The sequence below is a fragment of the Mesorhizobium sp. M0048 genome (assembly GCF_040323405.1).
Lineage (GTDB): Bacteria > Pseudomonadota > Alphaproteobacteria > Rhizobiales > Rhizobiaceae > Mesorhizobium.
Map to the genome: position 1 here is coordinate 20,874 of NZ_JAMYUV010000013.1, position 17,697 is coordinate 38,570.

Sequence of the window (17,697 nt, forward strand, 5' to 3'; positions counted from 1 at the left end):
CGTTGCTGCTCTGCGCTGCAACCAAAGGCTGCGGTGGATCTAGGTTTTTGGGAACTTTCGCGACGAACATTCGTTCGGTTGGCGCAGCCCTCCAGAGCAGCATCACTGGATTCAGCAGCCACGTCGCAGGGAGCGGACTAAATGGACCAACCATGGGCGCGGCCATGAATCGGTTTGCCGCCTTGGCATTCGCCACGTTTCTGGCGATAACTTCGATCTGGATACTGTTTCTGGTTTCTTAGGGATTTGGTTCTGGTTTTCTTAGGATTTGGCTCTGGTTGCTTGGGATTTGCCGCTGGTTTTTAGGATTTGGAGGGGTTCTCGACAGGTCGACCGCTTAACGATGACATCCGCCGCATGTGGTTCTGCGAGCCGGGGCCCCGTGCGTGAAGAAACTGTCGCCAGGAGCACACCGGCGCGCACATTCGGGGTTGGCAGCCACGCTGCCTGCAACGTTCAATCGGTTTTCAGGACACGGCGAGATCTCATGTTGCTGAGGGCGATCGTTCGAAATTGTGCGGCCATCCGTGTTGGCCGCGTCGGCGCGACGATGCTGCTGGCCGCGCTGCTTGCCGGCTGCCAGGGCGGCGTACTCGACCCGCAAGGACCAGTCGGCGCCGCGCAGCGGACGATCCTGCTCAATTCGGTCGCCATCATGCTGGCCATCGTCATCCCGACGATCCTGGCGACACTCGGTTTTGCCTGGTGGTTCCGGGAAACCAACACAAGGGCGCAGTACCTGCCGGGATGGGCCTATTCCGGGCGCATCGAACTGGTGGTCTGGTCGATCCCCATCCTCGTCATCCTGTTTTTGAGCGGCATCATCTGGATCGGGTCGCATGACCTCGATCCAATAAAGCCGCTGGATTCCCAGCAAAAGCCGCTCGAGGTGCAGGTCGTCTCGCTCGACTGGAAATGGCTGTTCATCTACCCCGAGCAGAATGTCGCGAGCATCAACCAGCTTGTGGTGCCGGCGGGCAGGCCGGTGCATTTCTCGCTCACCTCGGCAAGCGTCATGAATGCGTTCTTCGTGCCTCAGCTCGGCGGCATGATCTATACGATGAACGGCATGACGACGCAGCTTCACCTGCAGGCGGATCAGCCCGGCGAATTCTATGGGCGGTCGGCCCATTTCAGCGGCGACGGTTTTCCAGGCATGCAATTCGTGCTGCATGCCGTCGCAGCGGATGCCTTCGACGCGTTCGTCAATTCGGCGCGAAGCCAGGGACAGGCACTCGACAAGGTCAGCTACCAGGAACTAGCCAGACAGAGCATCAACGTGCCGCCTTCGACCTATCGCTCGGTCGAGCCGGACCTTTTCCATGAAATCGCGACGCAGGGCGTTCCGCCCGCGCCCGGTCCCCAGGCCGGTCGCGCCGAGCCGAGCGTATCGTCCAAGACAGGAGGCTGACAATGCTCGGAAAATTGAGCTGGGACGTCATTCCGTTCGATCAGCCTCTGCCGATGATCGCCTCGGCGGTCGTCGCCCTGGCAATCCTCGGCGTGCTGGCCTGGGTCTTCCTGGCCGGCCATTTTCCCTATCTGTGGCGCGAATGGATCACCAGCGTCGATCACAAGCGGATTGGCGTGATGTACGTGCTGCTGGCGCTGCTGATGTTGCTGCGCGGCTTCAGCGACGCCGTCATGATGCGGTCCCAGCAGGCCCTCGCGTTCCAGGCGCCCGGCTATCTGCCGCCCGACCACTTCAATCAGGTCTTTTCGGCCCACGGTACCATCATGATCTTTTTCGGGGCGATGCCGTTCGTCATCGGCCTGATGAACCTGGTCGTGCCGCTGCAGCTCGGCGTCCGCGACGTTGCCTTTCCAACGCTCAACTCGGTCAGTTTGTGGCTCACCGCCACCGGCGCGCTGCTGGTCAACATCTCGCTGGTGATCGGCGAGTTTGCGCGCACCGGATGGCTGCCCTATCCGCCGCTCAGCGAGACCGCCTACTCGCCGGGCGTCGGTGTCGATTACTATCTGTGGGCGGTGCAGATAGCGGGTGTCGGAACGCTGCTCACCGGCATCAATTTCGTCACCACGATCCTGAAGATGCGGGCGCCCGGCATGAGTTATCTCAGGATGTCGATGTTCTGCTGGACTTCGCTCGCCGCCAGCCTGCTCATCGTCGCCGCGTTCCCGATCCTCACAGCCACGCTCGCGATGCTGACGCTCGACCGCTATTTCGGCTTTCATTTCTTCACCAACGAAGCCGGCGGCAACATGCTGATGTTCGTGAACCTGATCTGGGCCTGGGGCCATCCCGAGGTTTACATCCTCGTCCTGCCGGCGTTCGGCATCTTCTCGGAGGTCATCTCCACCTTCTCCAGCAAGCCGCTGTTCGGCTACCGCTCGATGGTGGCCGCGACACTCTTCATCTGCATCGTTTCCTTCATGGTGTGGCTGCACCACTTCTTCACGATGGGCGCCGGCGCCGACGTCAACGCTGCGTTCGGCATCGCCACCAGCATCATCGCTGTCGGTACCGGCGTGAAGATCTACAACTGGATGTTCACCATGTATGGTGGCCGCATCCGCTTCGCGACCCCAATGCTGTGGTCGCTGGGCTTCATGGTGACGTTCGTCATCGGCGGCATGACGGGCGTGTTGCTGGCGGTGCCGCCGGCCGATTTCCTGCTCCACAACAGCCTGTTCCTGGTGGCGCATTTCCACAACGTCATCATCGGCGGCGTGCTGTTCGGCGCCTTCGCGGGATATACCTACTGGTTTCCCAAGGCATTCGGTTTCCGGCTGCACGAGGGCTGGGGCAAGCTGGCCTTCTGGCTGACGCTGATCGGGTTCTACGCCACCTTCGTGCCGCTCTACGCCGTCGGCCTGCTCGGCATGACCCGCCGCATGCAGCATTTCGACGTGCCGGCCTGGTATCCCTGGGTGCTGGTTGCGGGCGCCGGCATGATCATCACCACCGCCGGCGTGGTCGCGCAGATCATACAGCTCGTCGTCAGCATCCGGCAGCGTGCGGCGCTTCGAGATTCCACAGGGGATCCCTGGGACGGGCGCTCGCTGGAATGGGCCACGCCCTCGCCGCCGCCGGTCTTCAACTTCGCCGCGCTTCCGCACGTCGAGGGCGAAGAGCCCTACTGGAGCATCAAGCAGCGGGCACGCGAGCAAAACCGCCTGCGCGACGAGCCTGAATACGAGCCGATCGAGATGCCGCGCAACAGTCCCACCGGGTTCATCTGCGCCTTCTTTGCGACCGTGATGGGTTTCGCTCTCATCTGGCACATCTGGTGGATGGTGGCACTCGGCGCGCTCGGTGCTTTCGCTACCTTCGTCGTATTCGCATGGCGCGACAAACCCGAATACGTCATTTCTGCCGCCGAAGTCGCCCGGATCGACCGCGCCAACCGAAGCGCGCGCCGCGAGGCACTGGCTACCTACACGGGGCCAAGGCCATGACCGCGATGGACGTTCGAGAGCGTGACCCTTACCGTATCCATGGCGGGCACGGCCATGCACTCGGCGGCCCGGCCCCGATCCGGATCGTCGTCGGCTATGGCTTCTGGATCTTCCTTCTGAGCGACATCGTGATGTTCTCCGCCTTCTTCGCGGCCTATGCCGTGCTGGCGGGCAAGACGGCGGGCGGACCAAGCGGGGCCGAGCTGTTCAACTTGCGCAACGTCGCGATCGAGACGGCCGCTTTGCTGTTGTCGAGCTTTACCTGCGGTCTCGCCGGCCTTGCCGTGACAGCGCGGCGAAGCTCCTGGTTCTATGTCGCGATGACTGTTACCTTCGTGCTCGGCGCCAGCTTCATCCTGCTCGAGTTGCGCGAGTTCGTGCATATGGTTGCCAGTGGTGCCGGACCGACGCGCAGCGCTTTCCTGTCGGCGTTCTTCACGCTGGTGGGATGCCATGGCCTTCACGTCACGGCGGGGCTGCTGTGGCTGCTCACGATGATGGCGCAGATCTTCGCCAAGGGATTCCGCGACGATATTCTTCGGCGTTTCATGTGCTTCAGCCTGTTCTGGCACGCCCTCGACATCATCTGGGTCGCGCTGTTCACCGTGGTCTATCTCCTGGGAGCAAGTCGATGAGCAATGCGGACGATCGCCACGCGCAACGGCGCGACACCCATGGCCTGGAGCGCTACGACATAGATACGGCGCCGGGTGACGAATACCTCGGCGACACCGACGTCGGATCCGGGCTACGCGGCTATGTGATCGGCCTCGGGCTGGCAACGCTGCTGACCATCGCCTCGTTCTGGTTGCCCGGAACCGACCTGGTATGGGCACCCGGCATTCCGGTGGCGCTGGTCGTGCTGGCGATCGCCCAGATGGGCGTGCATCTCGTCTTCTTCCTGCACATCACGACGGGACCGGACAACACCAACAACGCCCTGGCGCTTGCCTTCGGCGTGCTGATCGTAGTTCTGGTGATCGGCGGCTCGATCTGGATCATGGCCAATCTCGACCACAATTTGATGCCGATGAACGCGATCATGAACATGAACCGCTGATTTAGCGATTATTCCGGCCATCGGCCGCAGTTCATGCAACAGCGAACTCCGGTCTCAAGCCCGTTCGAATGTGCCGACGAGGTCGGCGTCTCCCAGGACGTGTGGGGCGGCCTCCTTCAGCACGTCGTCCACGGCGGCCTTCTCGCCGGGACGCAGCGTCTCGACGTCGACCGCAAGAAGCTCCGGGCAGCCACCTGGTCAAACCCGCAGCCGGCCGTTGGCCGGAACATTCGCCGCGTCAACGGGTTTTTTTGTTCGGACGCATTGCCGCGGAAACGGCAATGGGCTCGGCAATGGACGAAGGGCGCGACATGACCGGGCTAAGCGGTAGGCAACCAAGCGGGGCGAAAGGTGTTGTGGTCGCATTCTCCGCGCCGGGTGGCGAGACCATCTATGCCCACGAACGGGAAACCGTCGCTGCCGTCGCGCGCACGATCGCAGCGTTGAAGGGATTTTCCTTCCGCCAGGGCCTGCGTGAAGGTGGCGGTGACAGTGACGGGTTGTATTTCGTGCCGGACGACAGCCTGCTTGCTGCCGATGCGGTTCAACTGGGCATAAACGGGCCCGACGATCTCTTCGGCGGGGTGGTGCCCTGGCGCCTCGCAACCACCAAGGCCATAACCCACGAGCTGGTGGACGGATCGGCGGCACGGCCAAAAGAATGGCCCGTCGGCTTCGGCAGCGCCGTCGCCGCGGCCGTACTGCCCGGCTACACTGCATTTTCACGCCACGACGCGCTGCGCGCAGCGCAACGTCTGCTGGAGCTGGGGCTGGTCCGATTCAAGCCACCGCGCGCTTCGCGGGGCCGCGACCAGCACACCGCCGCGACAGTCGGCGATGTCGAAAGGCTGCTGGACCAATATCCATCGTCTGAGCTAAGCGAATACGGCCTTGTTCTCGAAACGCAGCTTCGCGACATCGTTACGCTGAGCGTTGGCAGAACCATGATCGACGAATTGTCGATCAGCTATTACGGCACCCAGCGGACGACGACCGACAACGACGGGCAGCCCGTCTACGGCGGATCCGATCTGGTTGTGGTGCGCGGCGGATGGGAGGCGCTGGATGGGCTGCGATTATCTCCGGCGGTGGGTTTGGCCGTGGCGCAGGCGAGAACCTATGACGCAGCGATGGATGGTTATCCCGGATTCTTCGCCTCGCGACGCAACTACGACATCGGCCAAGGTGTCGATTCCTCGGGCATCTGGCGATCGGGCGTGCTGGAAGCGAGCTGGCGGATCGGTGGCAGCAGCAGCGCCGAGCTGGCAGCGATGGACGCCATGAAGCGGGACCCCGACATGCAGATCGTGCATGTCTCCACCGTCAAGCAGTTCGGCAGCACTGCGCGGCTGCCGCCGAACGCAGCAATCCATTTCCACGGGGAGGATCCCGAGGAGGGTCAAGTCACGCGTTATACCGTCGTCACCCAGGCGATCCGAGGGCCGATCGGAGAAGCCGGCCGATTCTAGCCATGTCAGGTTGAAGTTAAGCACGCCTCCGGCAGGGAACATCCACCAATGGCCCGAGTTTGTTTCGAGCAAGGCAGCAAGTCAGAAAAGGCCCAGGCCCTGAAATGGGTGGCAGGCGTGCAATAGCGGCGTTGCCTGCAGGAGTGGTTACAGAAATGGCTATGCCAACCGTTTACGACAAACGACAGGATCCGGAAGGCCTCTGGGAGGTCTATGACAGCGAGAGCGACGAAGCCGTCGTGGTCGATGGCTTGCCGCTTTCCGGTCTCGACGAAAGCGAAGCCGATGAAGCGATTGAAAAGCTCAATCGCGGCGAGCTGACGTCGGACAACATCCCCGAGACAGCTCGGTCAGGGTGGCCTCCGACCAAGGGTGGATTGTGATGACGGCCTGACGGACGTCACCAGGCGATTGGTCGCGGATCTACGGCGAGGCCTTGACCCCGAGCTTGCGGGCCTTGTCCTCGAAGTCGTCACGAATGTCCTCAATCGTCGGCAGATGCAGTCGGCGCAGCTGGGCGTGCAACTTCTTGGCAGCGTCGGAATTCAGGTCGCGCCTGAAGTTGGTCGCGACCTCCTCGGCCGAGCCGTAACGGCGATAGCGCTCAATCTCGGTCTTCGTGGCCTGCTGGACGTGTTCGAGCGTCTTGCGCTCGGCATCGGATTTTCCGTCCGGTTTGGCCCGCATGACCGGGTTGAAGGCTTTGCTGATAACGAATTCGACCAGTTCCTGCTGGGCGTGAGCCATGATTGTTCTCCCTCGAAGGAGGCCTGTCCGGCCCAGAACGGTTCGTCGTTTCCCGGAAACGCTGACCCGCTCTATCTTTTCGTTCCGATGCAATTCCGAACGGAAAACCGTTCCACACTTTTACTGGAACTGCTCTAACCGCGGCGGCAATTGAAGGTTCCTTGGCGGATTTCGTTACCGCTGCAGGTCAAGCGCAGTTCCTCGAAGTCACAGCCGAGCCTTGGTGGTGCGTGGCGTTGCCAGGAGCAGGCTTGTTTCGCTGCCGGTAATTCCGGGGATCAGGCGGATACGTCTCAGCACGGCGTCGAACTCGCTCAGGGTCTGGGTTCCGAGTTCTATCACCAGATCCCAGCGGCCATTGGTGGTGTGGATGGTCGAGACCTCGGAGAAGCCGCCCAGCGCCCGGATGACGCGATCGGCGGCGTGGCCTTCGATCTCGATCATCATGATGCCACGCACGCGCTGATCGACCGCGTCGGCGCGCAGAATGACGGTGTAGCCGACGATGACGCCGTCCCTCTCAAGTCGCTCGATCCGGGACCTTACCGTTGCCCGGGAGACACCCAGGCCGACGGCAAGATCGGAAATGCTGCGCCGGGCGTCGTGCCGCAGAGAGGTGATGATCTGCTCGTCGAGCTGGTCCATGATTGCTCACAACGGAAGTAGATGATGTCGCTATGGTAAGGCATTTCGACAAATTTGCCAATTTGACATGTTCATTCTGCCAGCGATGCGGGCTTCAATAAAGGCATCGTAATTGGCGGGGTATGAGAATGCATTGCACGATCGTGGGCGCACCGATCCAGGCCGGCTCAGGCCGCATGGGCTGCGAGATGGGGCCGAGTGCGCTGCGCACGGCCGGCCTGGCCACCGCACTGACCGAGCTCGGCCATACGCTGACCGACCTCGGAACGATCGTCCCGGCCGACATGCGTCCTGTCGTACACGGCAACGCGGCGGTGAAGGCGCTGCCGGAAATTGCCGCCTGGACGGCAGCAATCAGCGAAACGGCCTATGCCGCGAGCGCCGATGCGATGCCGATCTTTCTCGGCGGCGACCACAGCATTTCGGCCGGTACGCTCGCCGGCATTGCCCGCCGGGCCGCGAATGCCGGCCGGCCGCTCTTCGTGCTGTGGCTCGATGCGCACCCCGATTTTCATACGCTCGACACGACCACCAGCGGCAATTTGCATGGTGTGCCGCTGGCCTATGCCAGCGGGCAGCCCGGCTTCGAGGGCTATTTCCCCCGCCTTGCAGCGCAGGTGGACCCGGCTCGCATATGCGCGCTGGGGATCCGCAGCGTGGACCTGGCGGAAAGGGAAGCGTTGCGCAGAGCCGGCGTGACGGTCCATGACATGCGTTCGATCGACGAGCACGGCATTGCGCAACTGCTTCGCGCCTTTCTCGAGCGGGTGAGCGCCGCCAACGGCATGCTGCACGTCAGCCTCGACGTCGATTTTCTCGACCCGTCGATCGCCCCGGCGGTCGGCACCACCGTTCCAGGTGGCGCCACCTTCCGCGAGGCGCATCTGGCAATGGAAATGCTGCATGACAGCGGCCTCGTCACCAGTCTCGACCTAGTCGAGCTCAACCCTTTTCTCGACGAACGCGGCCGCACCGCCACGCTTCTGGTCGACCTGACCGCGAGCCTGATGGGCCGGCGGATCATGGACCGTCCGACGAGGGGGTTCTGAGCCATGACCGTCAATTTGAACATCGTCCCGTTCGTCAGCGTCGACCGCATGATGAAGCTGGTGCTTGCCATCGGCATCGAGCGCTTCCTGCTTGAGCTTGCCGCCTATATCGAAGAGGATTTCAGGCGCTGGGAGCTGTTCGACAAGACGCCGCGCATCGCCTCGCACAGCGTTGACGGCGTGATCGAGCTGATGCCGACCAGCGACGGGCAGCTCTATGGGTTCAAATACGTCAACGGCCATCCGAAGAATACGCGTGACGGCCGCCAGACCGTGACCGCTTTCGGCGTGCTTGCCGATGTCGGCAATGGCTATCCGATGCTGCTTTCGGAAATGACCATCCTGACGGCGCTCAGAACCGCCGCAAGCTCGGCGGTCGCGGCGAAATACCTCGCTCCAGAGGCCGCCAGGTGCATGGCGATCATCGGCAATGGCGCGCAATCGGAATTCCAGGCCATTGCCTTCAAGGCGCTGCTTGGCGTCGACAGGCTGCGTCTCTACGATATCGACCCGGCGGCCTCGGCGAAATGCAGGAAGAACCTTGCCGGCATGGGTTTCGACATCAAGCTCTGCGCGTCGGCACAGGAAGCCGTTGAAGGTGCAGAGATCATCACCACGGTCACCGCCGACAAGCGGTCGGCAACAATCCTGACCGACAACATGGTTGGATCCGGCGTGCACATCAACGCGGTTGGCGGCGACTGCCCGGGCAAGACCGAGCTGCATCGCGACATTCTGCTGCGCTCGGACATCTTCGTAGAATATCCGCCGCAGACGCGCATCGAAGGCGAGAGCCAGCAGCTCGATGCGGATCACCCGCTCACCGAATTGTGGCAGGTGATGACAGGAAAGGCAGCAGGCCGGACGGATGCCCGACAGATCACATTGTTTGACTCCGTCGGCTTTGCGATCGAGGATTTTTCCGCGCTGCGCTACGTCCGCGATCAGCTGCAGCGGACCGGCCTTTACGAGGAACTAGACCTTCTGGCCGATCCCGATGAGCCGCGCGACCTGTTTGGCATGCTGCTGCGCGCCGAAAAAGCGACCGGGCTGGCGGTTGCCGGCAGCTGAGCTGCGATCCCGTCGGTCAATCCTTCTTTTCCTGATACAGGCGCTCGGTCGCACGCTCGCTTTCCCTGCGCTCCGCCGGGCCGCGACGGCGCTGCGTGAGCAGGGCGTAGGCGATCAGGACTGCCAGCAGCAGTGGACCTCCTGCAACAACGAGCAACCACAAACTATTCCCAGACATCGACCGTCTCCTTTCCCTCACAACCGGAAAGGACCCGAACCGTTCCTCCGTCTTGTTGGATGTCGCCCGCAGGACGTGGTGCGATTCAGGATTTTGTGCCGCGAGCAGGACGTTCCACGCCTTGTCTGCACTCAGGATGCCCTTATCTAGACTCTTATCGTTCGGTCACATGCACTCTCTGCGAAGTGAAGGGAACCACAAGGGCTTTCCAACATTTGGTTGTTCAAGAGACAAACATGCAGCCACATCGGCTCCGGGGCTAGGAATACCATGCGTGAGAATCAATCCGACGTCTTCGATCTGTTTTCCGAGGTTTACAAGAATGCGGCGCAGGAGGAGATAAGCCTCCAGCAATATCTGCTTGCCTGCCGCGAGGACAAGTCGATGTACGCCTCAGCGCCCGAGCGGATGGTCGAGGCGATCGGCGAGCCGACTTTTGTCGATACCAGCAAGGACGAGCGGCTCGGCCGTATTTTTTCGAACCGGACGATCAAGATCTATCCGACCTTCGCCGACTTTTACGGCATGGAGGATACGATCGAGCGTATCGCCGGTTATTTCCGCTATGCCTCGCAAGGCCTCGAGGAACGCAAGCAGATCCTCTATCTCCTCGGCCCGGTCGGCGGCGGCAAGTCCTCGCTTGCGGAGCAGTTGAAAAGGCTGATGGAGCAGCGTCCGATCTATACGCTGAAGGTCGGCGGCCAGGTCAGCCCGGTCTTCGAATCGCCGCTCGGGCTGTTCGATCCCGACCGCATGGGCGACCTTTTGGAGGACAAATACGGCATCGCCCGGCGGCGGCTGACCGGCCTGATCTCGCCCTGGGCGGCCAAGCGTCTCGACGAATTGTCCGGCGACATCTCCAAATTCAGCGTCGTCAAGCTGATGCCGTCCAGGCTTCGCCAGATCGGCATCGCCAAGACCGAGCCGGGCGACGAGAACAATCAGGACGTTTCGGCCCTGGTCGGCAAGGTCGACATCAGGCAGCTGGAAAACTTCAGCCAGTCCGATCCGGACGCCTATTCCTATAGCGGCGGGCTGAACCGGACGACGCAAGGACTGCTCGAATTCGTCGAGATGTTCAAGGCGCCGATCAAGGTGCTGCATCCGCTGCTGACCGCCACCCAGGAAGGCAGCTACAACGGCACCGAGAATTTCGGCGCTTTCCCCTATCAGGGCATCATCGTTGCCCATTCCAACGAATCGGAATGGCTGCAGTTCAAGAACAACAAAAACAACGAGGCGTTCCTCGACCGCATCCTGGTGGTCAAGGTGCCGTATTGCCTGCGCGTCACCGAAGAGCGGCAGATCTACGAGAAGCTGTTGCGCGAAAGCGAACTGGCTAACAGCCCCTGCGCTCCGGAAGTGCTCGACATCCTCAGCCGGTTCACCGTCTCGACCCGCCTGGCCGAACACGACAATTCGCCGCTCTACACCAAGATGCGCGTCTATGACGGCGAGAACCTCAAGGAAACCGATCCCAAGGCGAAGTCGGTCCAGGAGTACCGAAACGCCGCCGGTGTCGATGAAGGCATGACCGGCGTCAGCACCCGCTTCGCCTTCAAAATCCTGTCGCAGACCTTCAACTACGACACCGAAGAGGTGGCCGCCGATCCGGTGCATCTGATGTACATCCTGGAAGAGGCGATCAAGCGCGAGCAGTTCCCGAAGGAAACAGAGGCGGACTATCTCGATTTCATAAAGTCGGAGCTGGCCACCCGTTATGCCGAGTTCATCGGCCACGAGATCCAGAAGGCCTATCTGGAATCCTACAGCGAATACGGCCAGAACCTGTTCGACCGCTACATCGCCTATGCCGATGCCTGGATCGAGGATCAGGACTACAAGGATACCGATACCGGCCAGATCCTCAATCGCGAGGTTTTGGACAACGAACTGTCGCAGGTCGAAAAGCCGGCCGGCATCGCCAATCCCAAGGACTTCCGCAATGAAGTGGTGAAGTTCACGCTGCGCGCGCGGGCCAGAAACCATGGCCGCAACCCGTCATGGACGAGCTACGAAAAGCTGCGCGAAGTCATCGAGAAGCGGATGTTCGGGCAGGTCGAGGACCTGCTGCCGGTGATCAGCTTCGGCTCCAAGCAGGACAGCGTGACGGAGAAGCGGCATACCGAATTCGTGCAGCGGATGATCCAGCGCGGTTACACCGAACGCCAGGTTCGCCGGCTGGTGGACTGGTACATGCGGGTGAACAAGGCGGGTTGAAGCCAGCCCGGGGTAACATATGCCGATCTTCATCGATCGCCGACTGAACCCGAAGGACAAAAGCCTCGGCAATCGGCAGCGTTTCCTGCGGCGGGCGCGCGAAGAGTTGAAGCGCACGATCCGCGATCAGATCCGCACCGGCAAGATCGCCGACGTGGACGCCGAGCATGCCGTTTCGATGCCGGCGCGGGGCACCGGCGAGCCGAGCTTCAACGATGCCAGGAACAGCGGCAGCCGCCAGCACGTCCTGCCCGGCAACAAGCATTTCTCCCCAGGCGACCGGCTGCCCAAGCCCGGCCAGGGCGGCGGCATGGGGTCCGCCCCGGGGAGAACCGAATCGGAGGACGATTTCCGTTTCGTGCTGTCGCGCGAAGAGGTGCTCGACCTCTTTTTCGAAGACCTCGAACTGCCTGACATGGTCAAGCTCAACCTCAAGGAGATCCTCGCCTTCAAGCCGCGCCGGGCCGGCTTCGCCGCGACCGGCTCGCCGACCAACATCAATGTCGGGCGCACGATGCGCAACAGCCATGGCCGCCGCATAGCGCTCAGGCGTCCCAAGCAGGAGGACCTCGATGCGATCGCGCAGGAGATTGCGTCGCTGGAGGCGAAGCCGCAAAACGTCGAGATGCGCCAGCGCATCGTGGCGCTGCAGGAAGAGTTCGATCGACTGGAGCGTCGCCGCAAGCGGATCGCCTATGTCGACCCGGTCGATATCCGCTTCAACCGCTTCGACGCGCAGCCGGTGCCGAACGCCAACGCGGTGATGTTCTGCCTCATGGACGTGTCCGGTTCGATGGGCGAACGCGAGAAGGATCTGGCCAAGCGCTTCTTCGTGCTGCTGCACCTGTTCCTGAAGCGGCGCTACGACCGGACCGAGGTGGTCTTCATCCGCCACACCCACGAGGCGCAGGAGGTCGACGAGGAAACCTTCTTCTACAACACCCAGAGCGGCGGTACGGTGGTTTCCACCGCGCTCGAGGAGATGCACCGCATCGTCGAGCAACGCTATCCCAGCCGCGAATGGAACATCTATGTCGCCCAGGCCTCGGACGGTGACAATTTCGTCACCGATTCCGAGCGCTGCATCGCCCTGCTCGACGAACAGATCATGCGGCTGTGCCAGTATTTCGCCTATGTCGAGATCCTCGACGAGCGCGAGAGCCACATCTTCGGCGCTACCGACAACGGCACGTCGCTATGGCGTGCCTACAGTGCGGTCAAGCTGAGATGGTCGAACTTCCAGATGAGCCGCATCGCCACCGCGGCCGACATCTACCCGGTTTTCCGCCAGCTCTTCGCCAGACAGCCGGGCTATCAAAAGAGCGGTGAAAGAGGGGGCTGATGGCGAGCAGATCCGGGCTGCTGTTTTCCGGTTCCGACTGGGATTTCAGGACGCTGTCGCGCGCCTACGAGACCATCGAGGCGATCGCCACCGAAGAGCTCCACCTCGACACCTATCCGGTACAGATGGAGATCATCTCGTCCGAACAGATGCTCGACGCCTATTCCTCGGTCGGCATGCCGCTGATGTACCGGCACTGGTCCTTCGGCAAGCACTACCTCTACCAGGAACTGCTCTATCGCAAAGGCGGGCGAGGGCTCGCCTATGAACTCGTCATCAATTCGAATCCCTGCATCGTCTATCTGATGGAGGAAAACACCATGGCCCTCCAGGCCCTGGTGACGGCGCACGCAGCACTCGGGCATAACCATTTCTTCAAGAACAATTATCTTTTCCGGCAGTGGACGGACGCCGGCGCCATCCTCAGCTATCTCGACTTCGCCAAGGGCTATATTGCCCGCTGCGAAGAGCGGCATGGCGTCGATGCGGTGGAAGAGATCCTCGATGCCGCACACGCGCTGATGGAACAGGGCGTGTTCAGATATCACCGGCCGCCGAAGCTGTCGTCGGAAAAGCAGCGCGAGGGCCTTCGCGAGCGCCTGGAATACGAGGAGCGCTCCTACAACGATCTGTGGCGCACGCTGCCGCCGTCCAAGGACGGCACCAAGGTTCGCGAGACGGACACCATGGCGGAGCGCAAGAAATCGCTCAACCTGCCCGAGGAGAACCTGCTTTATTTCCTGGAGAAGAACAGCCTGATCCTGGAACCGTGGCAGCGTGAGGTTATCCGGATTGTCCGCGTTATCGCGCAGTATTTCTATCCACAGCGCCAAACGCAGGTGATGAACGAGGGCTGCGCCACCTTCGTGCATTACACGCTGATGAACCTTTTGTTCGACCGCGGGCTGATCGGCGAAGGTGCCATGCTGGAGATCCTGCGCAACCATTCGAACGTGATCTTCCAGCCGGGCTTCGACGATCCGCGCTTTTCCGGTATCAACCCTTACGCGCTGGGGCTTGACATGATGCAGGACATCCAGCGCATCTCGACCGCGCCGACGGCCGAGGACCGCGACTGGTTCCCCGATATCGCCGCTAACGGCGACTGGCGCCAGACCTTGCTGGACGCCTGGGCCAACCATCGCGACGAGTCCTTCATCCGCCAATATCTGAGCCCTACCCTGATACGGAAATGGCGGTTCTTTGTGCTTGCCGACGCTGCCAACGACCCCCATTACGAAGTCGCCTCGATACACAATGAGCGCGGCTACGAGAGTATCCGCAGCGCACTCGCCCACAGCTACGACATCGGCGCCAGCCGGCCGGACATCCAGGTGGTGGATGTGGACCTGCTCGGCGACCGGCATCTGCGCCTGCAGCACAAGGTCAAGGACGGCATCGTGCTGGAAGGCGGCAGCCGCGACGCCACGCTGCGCCACATCCGCAAGCTCTGGGGCTACGAGGTCAGCATGGTCGCGGTCGACGCGCAGACCGGCGCCAGGCTCCACGAACGCTCGACCAGCCAGATCGGGGAATGACCGAACAGCCTGCCGGCGAAGTCGGGCGCCTTTTCAGGATCACCAACCACCCTATCTACGCGCGCACCACGAGGGCATGGTCGGGAGCAGGAAACATGCGCGCATTGACGATCGCCACGCTTCTGTTGGTCGCCGTCTCGATGGCGCTCTCGCTCGCGCACGCTTTGGAATTGCCCGGCAAGTTGCGCCTCAAGGAGGCCACCTACAGATCAGTGCAGGCGATCTACTATCCCGGCTTCACGATCGGCGGGTTCGCCGAGATCGGCGGCATCATTGCGCTCGCCGTCCTGCTTTACCTGACGCCCTATCCAAGCGCCCGATTCTGGTGGACCTTGGCGGCGCTTGTCTCGCTGCTGGCGGAGCACGCGACCTATTGGTCGGTCACGCACCCCGTCAATAATTTCTGGGTGCAAGACACTGCCCTGCCGAAATCCGCCGCGACGTTTTTTTCAATGTTCTCTCGAAAGCAGACCGGCGACTGGAGAGATTTGCGCAACGTCTGGGAGGCTTCGCATGTCGCCAGGGCAGGCCTGGCAGTGCTGAGCCTCGTCTCAATTGCTGTCGCCGCGACATTTTTTGCCGAATAGCCCCAGGGATTAAGGTCAGGGGACGGACCCGGCGCCGTATTGTCTTAACGTCAAGCGATCCGGCCGTTCAGCGGTCGGCGCGATGCTTGTTGTGGGCGCTTTCCTGGTGCTCGCCGCGGATGATGTTGCGATCGTCGGGATCGGCAATATCCTTCGGGTCCGATCTGAGCTCGGCACCGCGCCGGAACGCCTCGCGCTCTTGCCTGGTCTTGTTCAAATCCGCTTCCGCGTCGAAATCCTTGCCGGCGTTTTTCGTGTTCTCGCGCTCTTCGATGATGCGCAATTGCTGCTCATGAGTCTTCTTTCCGGCCATTGGTGACCTCCTTCCTTTCGATTTTCCGCTTTCCCAAGGTCCAGATTCGCTACAGCCCGAAAGGATAAGTCTCGGGAAGGCCTGTCCCCGCATGCTCCGGCCCAAGCGGCGTCACGGCATTGGTCTCATCGAACCAGACGAAAGCATCGAACTGGCGGGCGAGCGAGGCGTCCGCATAGTGGCTGTGCAGCTCGGTCTCGGGCCGATAGATGACACCGATAAAGCGTTCCAGCCGGCGCTCCAGAAGCCGTTGGCGCAGCGTGTCGTCGCGCTCGAAATCGAGCAGGAAAGGCGAGACGCCGCTGTCGTGGCAAAGCCGCTCATAGCTGTCGTTGTGGGAAGGCCGAACCGGTTTCACTTCCATGTCGCCGTCCCAGTCGGTGGCAGCGGCCACCGTCCCGGAATGCGTACTGAGACCAATCAAGGCAACCTCGTCGCCAAGACGCTGGCGGCAGAGCTGGCCGATGTTCAATTCGTCCCTGACGATCCCCATCTCGGTATAGCGGGCATCGCCAATATGGGAATTATGCGCCCACACCACCGCCTTGGCGTTCGGGCCGCGGGCCTGCAGCAGGTGCTCCAGCGTTTCGAACATGTGGGTGTCGCGCAGGTTCCAGGATTGCGCGCCGCCATAATACATGGTGCGGTAATAGCGCTCGGCGGAGGCGACCAGGCGGGCGTTCTGGGTGGCGTCGAGGAAATCGAACCCGTCCTGCTGCGCATAGTCGAGCTCTCTGGCGAGCAGTTCCCGGCATTGCTCGAGCACGGCCTTCTCGCATTTCTGGTAGCCGGAGGTGAGTGCGACACGGCCATAAGTGGCCGGGTCGTTCTGCCACGGAGTCAGGCAGCCGTAGCGTTCGCGTGCGATCCTCGCCGCCTGCGGATCGACCCGGTCGAGATATTGCAGGACCGCCGCGATCGACCCGCCCATATTGTAGATGTCGAGGCCATAGAACCCGGCCCGCCGGGAGGATATCCTGATCCGCTCGTTATGCTCTCGCATCCAGTCGACGAACGCAGCGACGTCGGTGTTGCGCCACATCCAGGTGGGAAAGCGCTGGAACGGCGGATCGGCGCCCGGCCGTGGTGGCCGGTGGCGGATGTAACGGTCGATCGCCGCCGCATCGGGCCAGTCGGCCTCGACCGCGACGATGGTGAAGCCATGCTTCTCGATCAGCCTGCGCGTGATCGCGGCGCGCGCACGATAGAACTCCGACGTGCCGTGGCTGGCTTCGCCGAGCAAGACGACGCGGCGGTCGGCAAACCGGTCGAACAGCGCACCGAAGGCCGGATCGTCGAAATCCGGAAGCGGTTCGGCGGCGGCCGCTATCATCTGCGGCAGGCTGCTCCTGCGCTGATGCCGGTGCGGAAGATCGGCCGCTATCTGGCTGTCGCTGCCTGGCTCGCCCCAGCCTTGCTCGCCGATCAGCGGAACAAACCGCACGCCGCCGAAATCCTCCTCGGTGTAAGTTGCTGCGCCGGTCCGGGTGACCTTGAGCAGGCGCTGCGCGTCGAATTCGTCGCCGACCGGGATGATAAGCCGGCCGGCGACGTCGAGCTGTTCCTGCAGCGCGAGCGGTGCGCCGGGTCCAGCGGCGGCAACCAGGATCGCATCGAAGGGTGCAGCCTCTGGCCAGCCCCTGGTGCCGTCGCCAGTGCGGACTTCGATATTGTCGTAGCCAAGCTTTTTAAACCGCTGCCTTGCCGTTTCAGCCAACGCGGCGTGGCGCTCGATGGTGTAGACACGTTCGACGATCCGGCTCATTACGGCAGCCGCATAGCCCGAGCCGGTGCCGACCTCGAGAACATGGTCACCGGCTCCGACCTCGGCCATTTCGATCATCAACGCAACGATATAGGGCTGCGATATCGTCTGACCTTCGGCGATCGGCAGCGGCCCGTCCTCATAGGCAAATTCTTCAAAACCAGGCTCGACGAAAGCCTCGCGCGGGACCTCGCGCATCGCCTGAAGGACATTGCGGTCGCGAACGCCACGGCGGCTTAGGTGAATGTCGACCATTTGGTTGCGGGCATGGGAGAGATCGAGCATTTTTTGCT

General features: G+C 62.1%; 17 protein-coding genes. 12 read left to right on the top strand and 5 right to left on the bottom strand.

Annotated features, from left to right (window positions below):
* The first annotated feature begins 487 nt into the window (after positions 1-487).
* The 6 genes from cyoA (at position 488) to NKJ84_RS14660 (ending at position 6,332) form a co-directional block, all read left to right on the top strand.
* On the top strand, positions 488-1,411 hold the full coding sequence (cyoA, locus tag NKJ84_RS14635) for a ubiquinol oxidase subunit II (RefSeq protein ID WP_352507028.1): 924 nt from the start codon (positions 488-490) through the stop codon (positions 1,409-1,411).
* Positions 1,412-1,413: 2 nt separating this feature from the next.
* Positions 1,414-3,420, top strand: a complete 2,007-nt coding sequence (gene cyoB, locus NKJ84_RS14640; RefSeq protein ID WP_352507029.1) for a cytochrome o ubiquinol oxidase subunit I — start codon at positions 1,414-1,416, stop codon at positions 3,418-3,420.
* Between the two features lie 5 nt (positions 3,421-3,425).
* The gene (gene cyoC / locus NKJ84_RS14645) at positions 3,426-4,055 is read left to right on the top strand and encodes a cytochrome o ubiquinol oxidase subunit III (RefSeq protein ID WP_254816355.1); all 630 of its coding nucleotides are present in this window, start codon (positions 3,426-3,428) and stop codon (positions 4,053-4,055) included.
* Positions 4,052-4,480, top strand: coding sequence for a cytochrome o ubiquinol oxidase subunit IV (gene cyoD, locus NKJ84_RS14650; protein WP_352507030.1), 429 nt, complete (start codon positions 4,052-4,054; stop codon positions 4,478-4,480). The genes cyoC and cyoD overlap by 4 nt, the downstream gene beginning before the upstream one ends.
* 293 nt (positions 4,481-4,773) lie before the next feature.
* Positions 4,774-5,949, top strand: coding sequence for a DUF3182 family protein (locus tag NKJ84_RS14655; RefSeq protein WP_352507031.1), 1,176 nt, complete (start codon positions 4,774-4,776; stop codon positions 5,947-5,949).
* A 155-nt stretch (positions 5,950-6,104) separates the two neighbouring features.
* The gene (locus NKJ84_RS14660) at positions 6,105-6,332 is read left to right on the top strand and encodes a hypothetical protein (protein WP_352507032.1); all 228 of its coding nucleotides are present in this window, start codon (positions 6,105-6,107) and stop codon (positions 6,330-6,332) included.
* A 40-nt stretch (positions 6,333-6,372) separates the two neighbouring features.
* Here the strand turns inward: NKJ84_RS14660 and NKJ84_RS14665 are convergent, their stop codons facing one another.
* On the bottom strand, positions 6,373-6,696 hold the full coding sequence (locus NKJ84_RS14665; RefSeq protein ID WP_352507033.1) for a hypothetical protein: 324 nt from the start codon (positions 6,694-6,696) through the stop codon (positions 6,373-6,375).
* Between the two features lie 207 nt (positions 6,697-6,903).
* Positions 6,904-7,341, bottom strand: coding sequence for an Lrp/AsnC family transcriptional regulator (locus NKJ84_RS14670; protein WP_352476949.1), 438 nt, complete (start codon positions 7,339-7,341; stop codon positions 6,904-6,906).
* 128 nt (positions 7,342-7,469) lie between these two features.
* Here NKJ84_RS14670 and rocF point away from each other — a divergent pair, with 128 nt between their 5' ends.
* Both rocF and ocd read left to right on the top strand, forming a co-directional pair.
* A complete protein-coding gene (gene rocF, locus NKJ84_RS14675; protein ID WP_352476948.1) occupies positions 7,470-8,390 on the top strand; it encodes an arginase in 921 nt (306 codons plus the stop codon).
* Positions 8,391-8,393: 3 nt separating this feature from the next.
* Positions 8,394-9,461 (top strand): ornithine cyclodeaminase, encoded by a 1,068-nt coding sequence (ocd, locus tag NKJ84_RS14680; protein ID WP_352507034.1) that lies wholly within the window; start codon positions 8,394-8,396, stop codon positions 9,459-9,461.
* 16 nt (positions 9,462-9,477) lie between these two features.
* Here the strand turns inward: ocd and NKJ84_RS14685 are convergent, their stop codons facing one another.
* Positions 9,478-9,639 (bottom strand): hypothetical protein, encoded by a 162-nt coding sequence (locus NKJ84_RS14685; protein ID WP_254815787.1) that lies wholly within the window; start codon positions 9,637-9,639, stop codon positions 9,478-9,480.
* A gap of 270 nt (positions 9,640-9,909) precedes the next feature.
* Here NKJ84_RS14685 and NKJ84_RS14690 point away from each other — a divergent pair, with 270 nt between their 5' ends.
* The 4 genes from NKJ84_RS14690 to NKJ84_RS14705 all read left to right on the top strand — a co-directional run bounded on the left by NKJ84_RS14690 (position 9,910) and on the right by NKJ84_RS14705 (position 15,326).
* Complete coding sequence (locus NKJ84_RS14690) at positions 9,910-11,859, top strand: PrkA family serine protein kinase (protein ID WP_254815786.1); 1,950 nt, start codon at positions 9,910-9,912, stop codon at positions 11,857-11,859.
* A gap of 19 nt (positions 11,860-11,878) precedes the next feature.
* Complete coding sequence (locus tag NKJ84_RS14695; protein ID WP_352476946.1) at positions 11,879-13,201, top strand: YeaH/YhbH family protein; 1,323 nt, start codon at positions 11,879-11,881, stop codon at positions 13,199-13,201.
* Complete coding sequence (locus NKJ84_RS14700) at positions 13,201-14,739, top strand: SpoVR family protein (protein ID WP_352507035.1); 1,539 nt, start codon at positions 13,201-13,203, stop codon at positions 14,737-14,739. Before NKJ84_RS14695 ends, NKJ84_RS14700 begins: the two co-directional genes overlap by 1 nt.
* A gap of 95 nt (positions 14,740-14,834) precedes the next feature.
* On the top strand, positions 14,835-15,326 hold the full coding sequence (locus NKJ84_RS14705; RefSeq protein ID WP_352507036.1) for a DUF1772 domain-containing protein: 492 nt from the start codon (positions 14,835-14,837) through the stop codon (positions 15,324-15,326).
* 67 nt (positions 15,327-15,393) lie between these two features.
* On the opposite strand, the gene NKJ84_RS14710 is transcribed toward NKJ84_RS14705, so the two are convergent.
* Both NKJ84_RS14710 and NKJ84_RS14715 read right to left on the bottom strand, forming a co-directional pair.
* Positions 15,394-15,639 (bottom strand): hypothetical protein, encoded by a 246-nt coding sequence (locus NKJ84_RS14710; protein ID WP_352507037.1) that lies wholly within the window; start codon positions 15,637-15,639, stop codon positions 15,394-15,396.
* Between the two features lie 49 nt (positions 15,640-15,688).
* Positions 15,689-17,689, bottom strand: a complete 2,001-nt coding sequence (locus NKJ84_RS14715; protein ID WP_352507038.1) for a protein-L-isoaspartate(D-aspartate) O-methyltransferase — start codon at positions 17,687-17,689, stop codon at positions 15,689-15,691.
* Between the last annotated feature and the right edge of the window lie 8 nt (positions 17,690-17,697).

Bases quoted from the DNA above. Each gene is read 5' to 3' on its own strand.
- cyoA (WP_352507028.1), top strand. From the start codon at position 488: ATGTTGCTGAGGGCGATCGTTCGAAATTGTGCGGCCATCCGTGTTGGC.
- cyoB (WP_352507029.1), top strand. From the start codon at position 1,414: ATGCTCGGAAAATTGAGCTGGGACGTCATTCCGTTCGATCAGCCTCTG.
- cyoC (WP_254816355.1), top strand. From the start codon at position 3,426: ATGGACGTTCGAGAGCGTGACCCTTACCGTATCCATGGCGGGCACGGC.
- cyoD (WP_352507030.1), top strand. From the start codon at position 4,052: ATGAGCAATGCGGACGATCGCCACGCGCAACGGCGCGACACCCATGGC.
- NKJ84_RS14655 (WP_352507031.1), top strand. From the start codon at position 4,774: ATGGACGAAGGGCGCGACATGACCGGGCTAAGCGGTAGGCAACCAAGC.
- NKJ84_RS14660 (WP_352507032.1), top strand. From the start codon at position 6,105: ATGGCTATGCCAACCGTTTACGACAAACGACAGGATCCGGAAGGCCTC.
- NKJ84_RS14665 (WP_352507033.1), bottom strand. From the start codon at position 6,696: ATGGCTCACGCCCAGCAGGAACTGGTCGAATTCGTTATCAGCAAAGCC.
- NKJ84_RS14670 (WP_352476949.1), bottom strand. From the start codon at position 7,341: ATGGACCAGCTCGACGAGCAGATCATCACCTCTCTGCGGCACGACGCC.
- rocF (WP_352476948.1), top strand. From the start codon at position 7,470: ATGCATTGCACGATCGTGGGCGCACCGATCCAGGCCGGCTCAGGCCGC.
- ocd (WP_352507034.1), top strand. From the start codon at position 8,394: ATGACCGTCAATTTGAACATCGTCCCGTTCGTCAGCGTCGACCGCATG.
- NKJ84_RS14685 (WP_254815787.1), bottom strand. From the start codon at position 9,639: ATGTCTGGGAATAGTTTGTGGTTGCTCGTTGTTGCAGGAGGTCCACTG.
- NKJ84_RS14690 (WP_254815786.1), top strand. From the start codon at position 9,910: ATGCGTGAGAATCAATCCGACGTCTTCGATCTGTTTTCCGAGGTTTAC.
- NKJ84_RS14695 (WP_352476946.1), top strand. From the start codon at position 11,879: ATGCCGATCTTCATCGATCGCCGACTGAACCCGAAGGACAAAAGCCTC.
- NKJ84_RS14700 (WP_352507035.1), top strand. From the start codon at position 13,201: ATGGCGAGCAGATCCGGGCTGCTGTTTTCCGGTTCCGACTGGGATTTC.
- NKJ84_RS14705 (WP_352507036.1), top strand. From the start codon at position 14,835: ATGCGCGCATTGACGATCGCCACGCTTCTGTTGGTCGCCGTCTCGATG.
- NKJ84_RS14710 (WP_352507037.1), bottom strand. From the start codon at position 15,639: ATGGCCGGAAAGAAGACTCATGAGCAGCAATTGCGCATCATCGAAGAG.
- NKJ84_RS14715 (WP_352507038.1), bottom strand. From the start codon at position 17,689: ATGCTCGATCTCTCCCATGCCCGCAACCAAATGGTCGACATTCACCTA.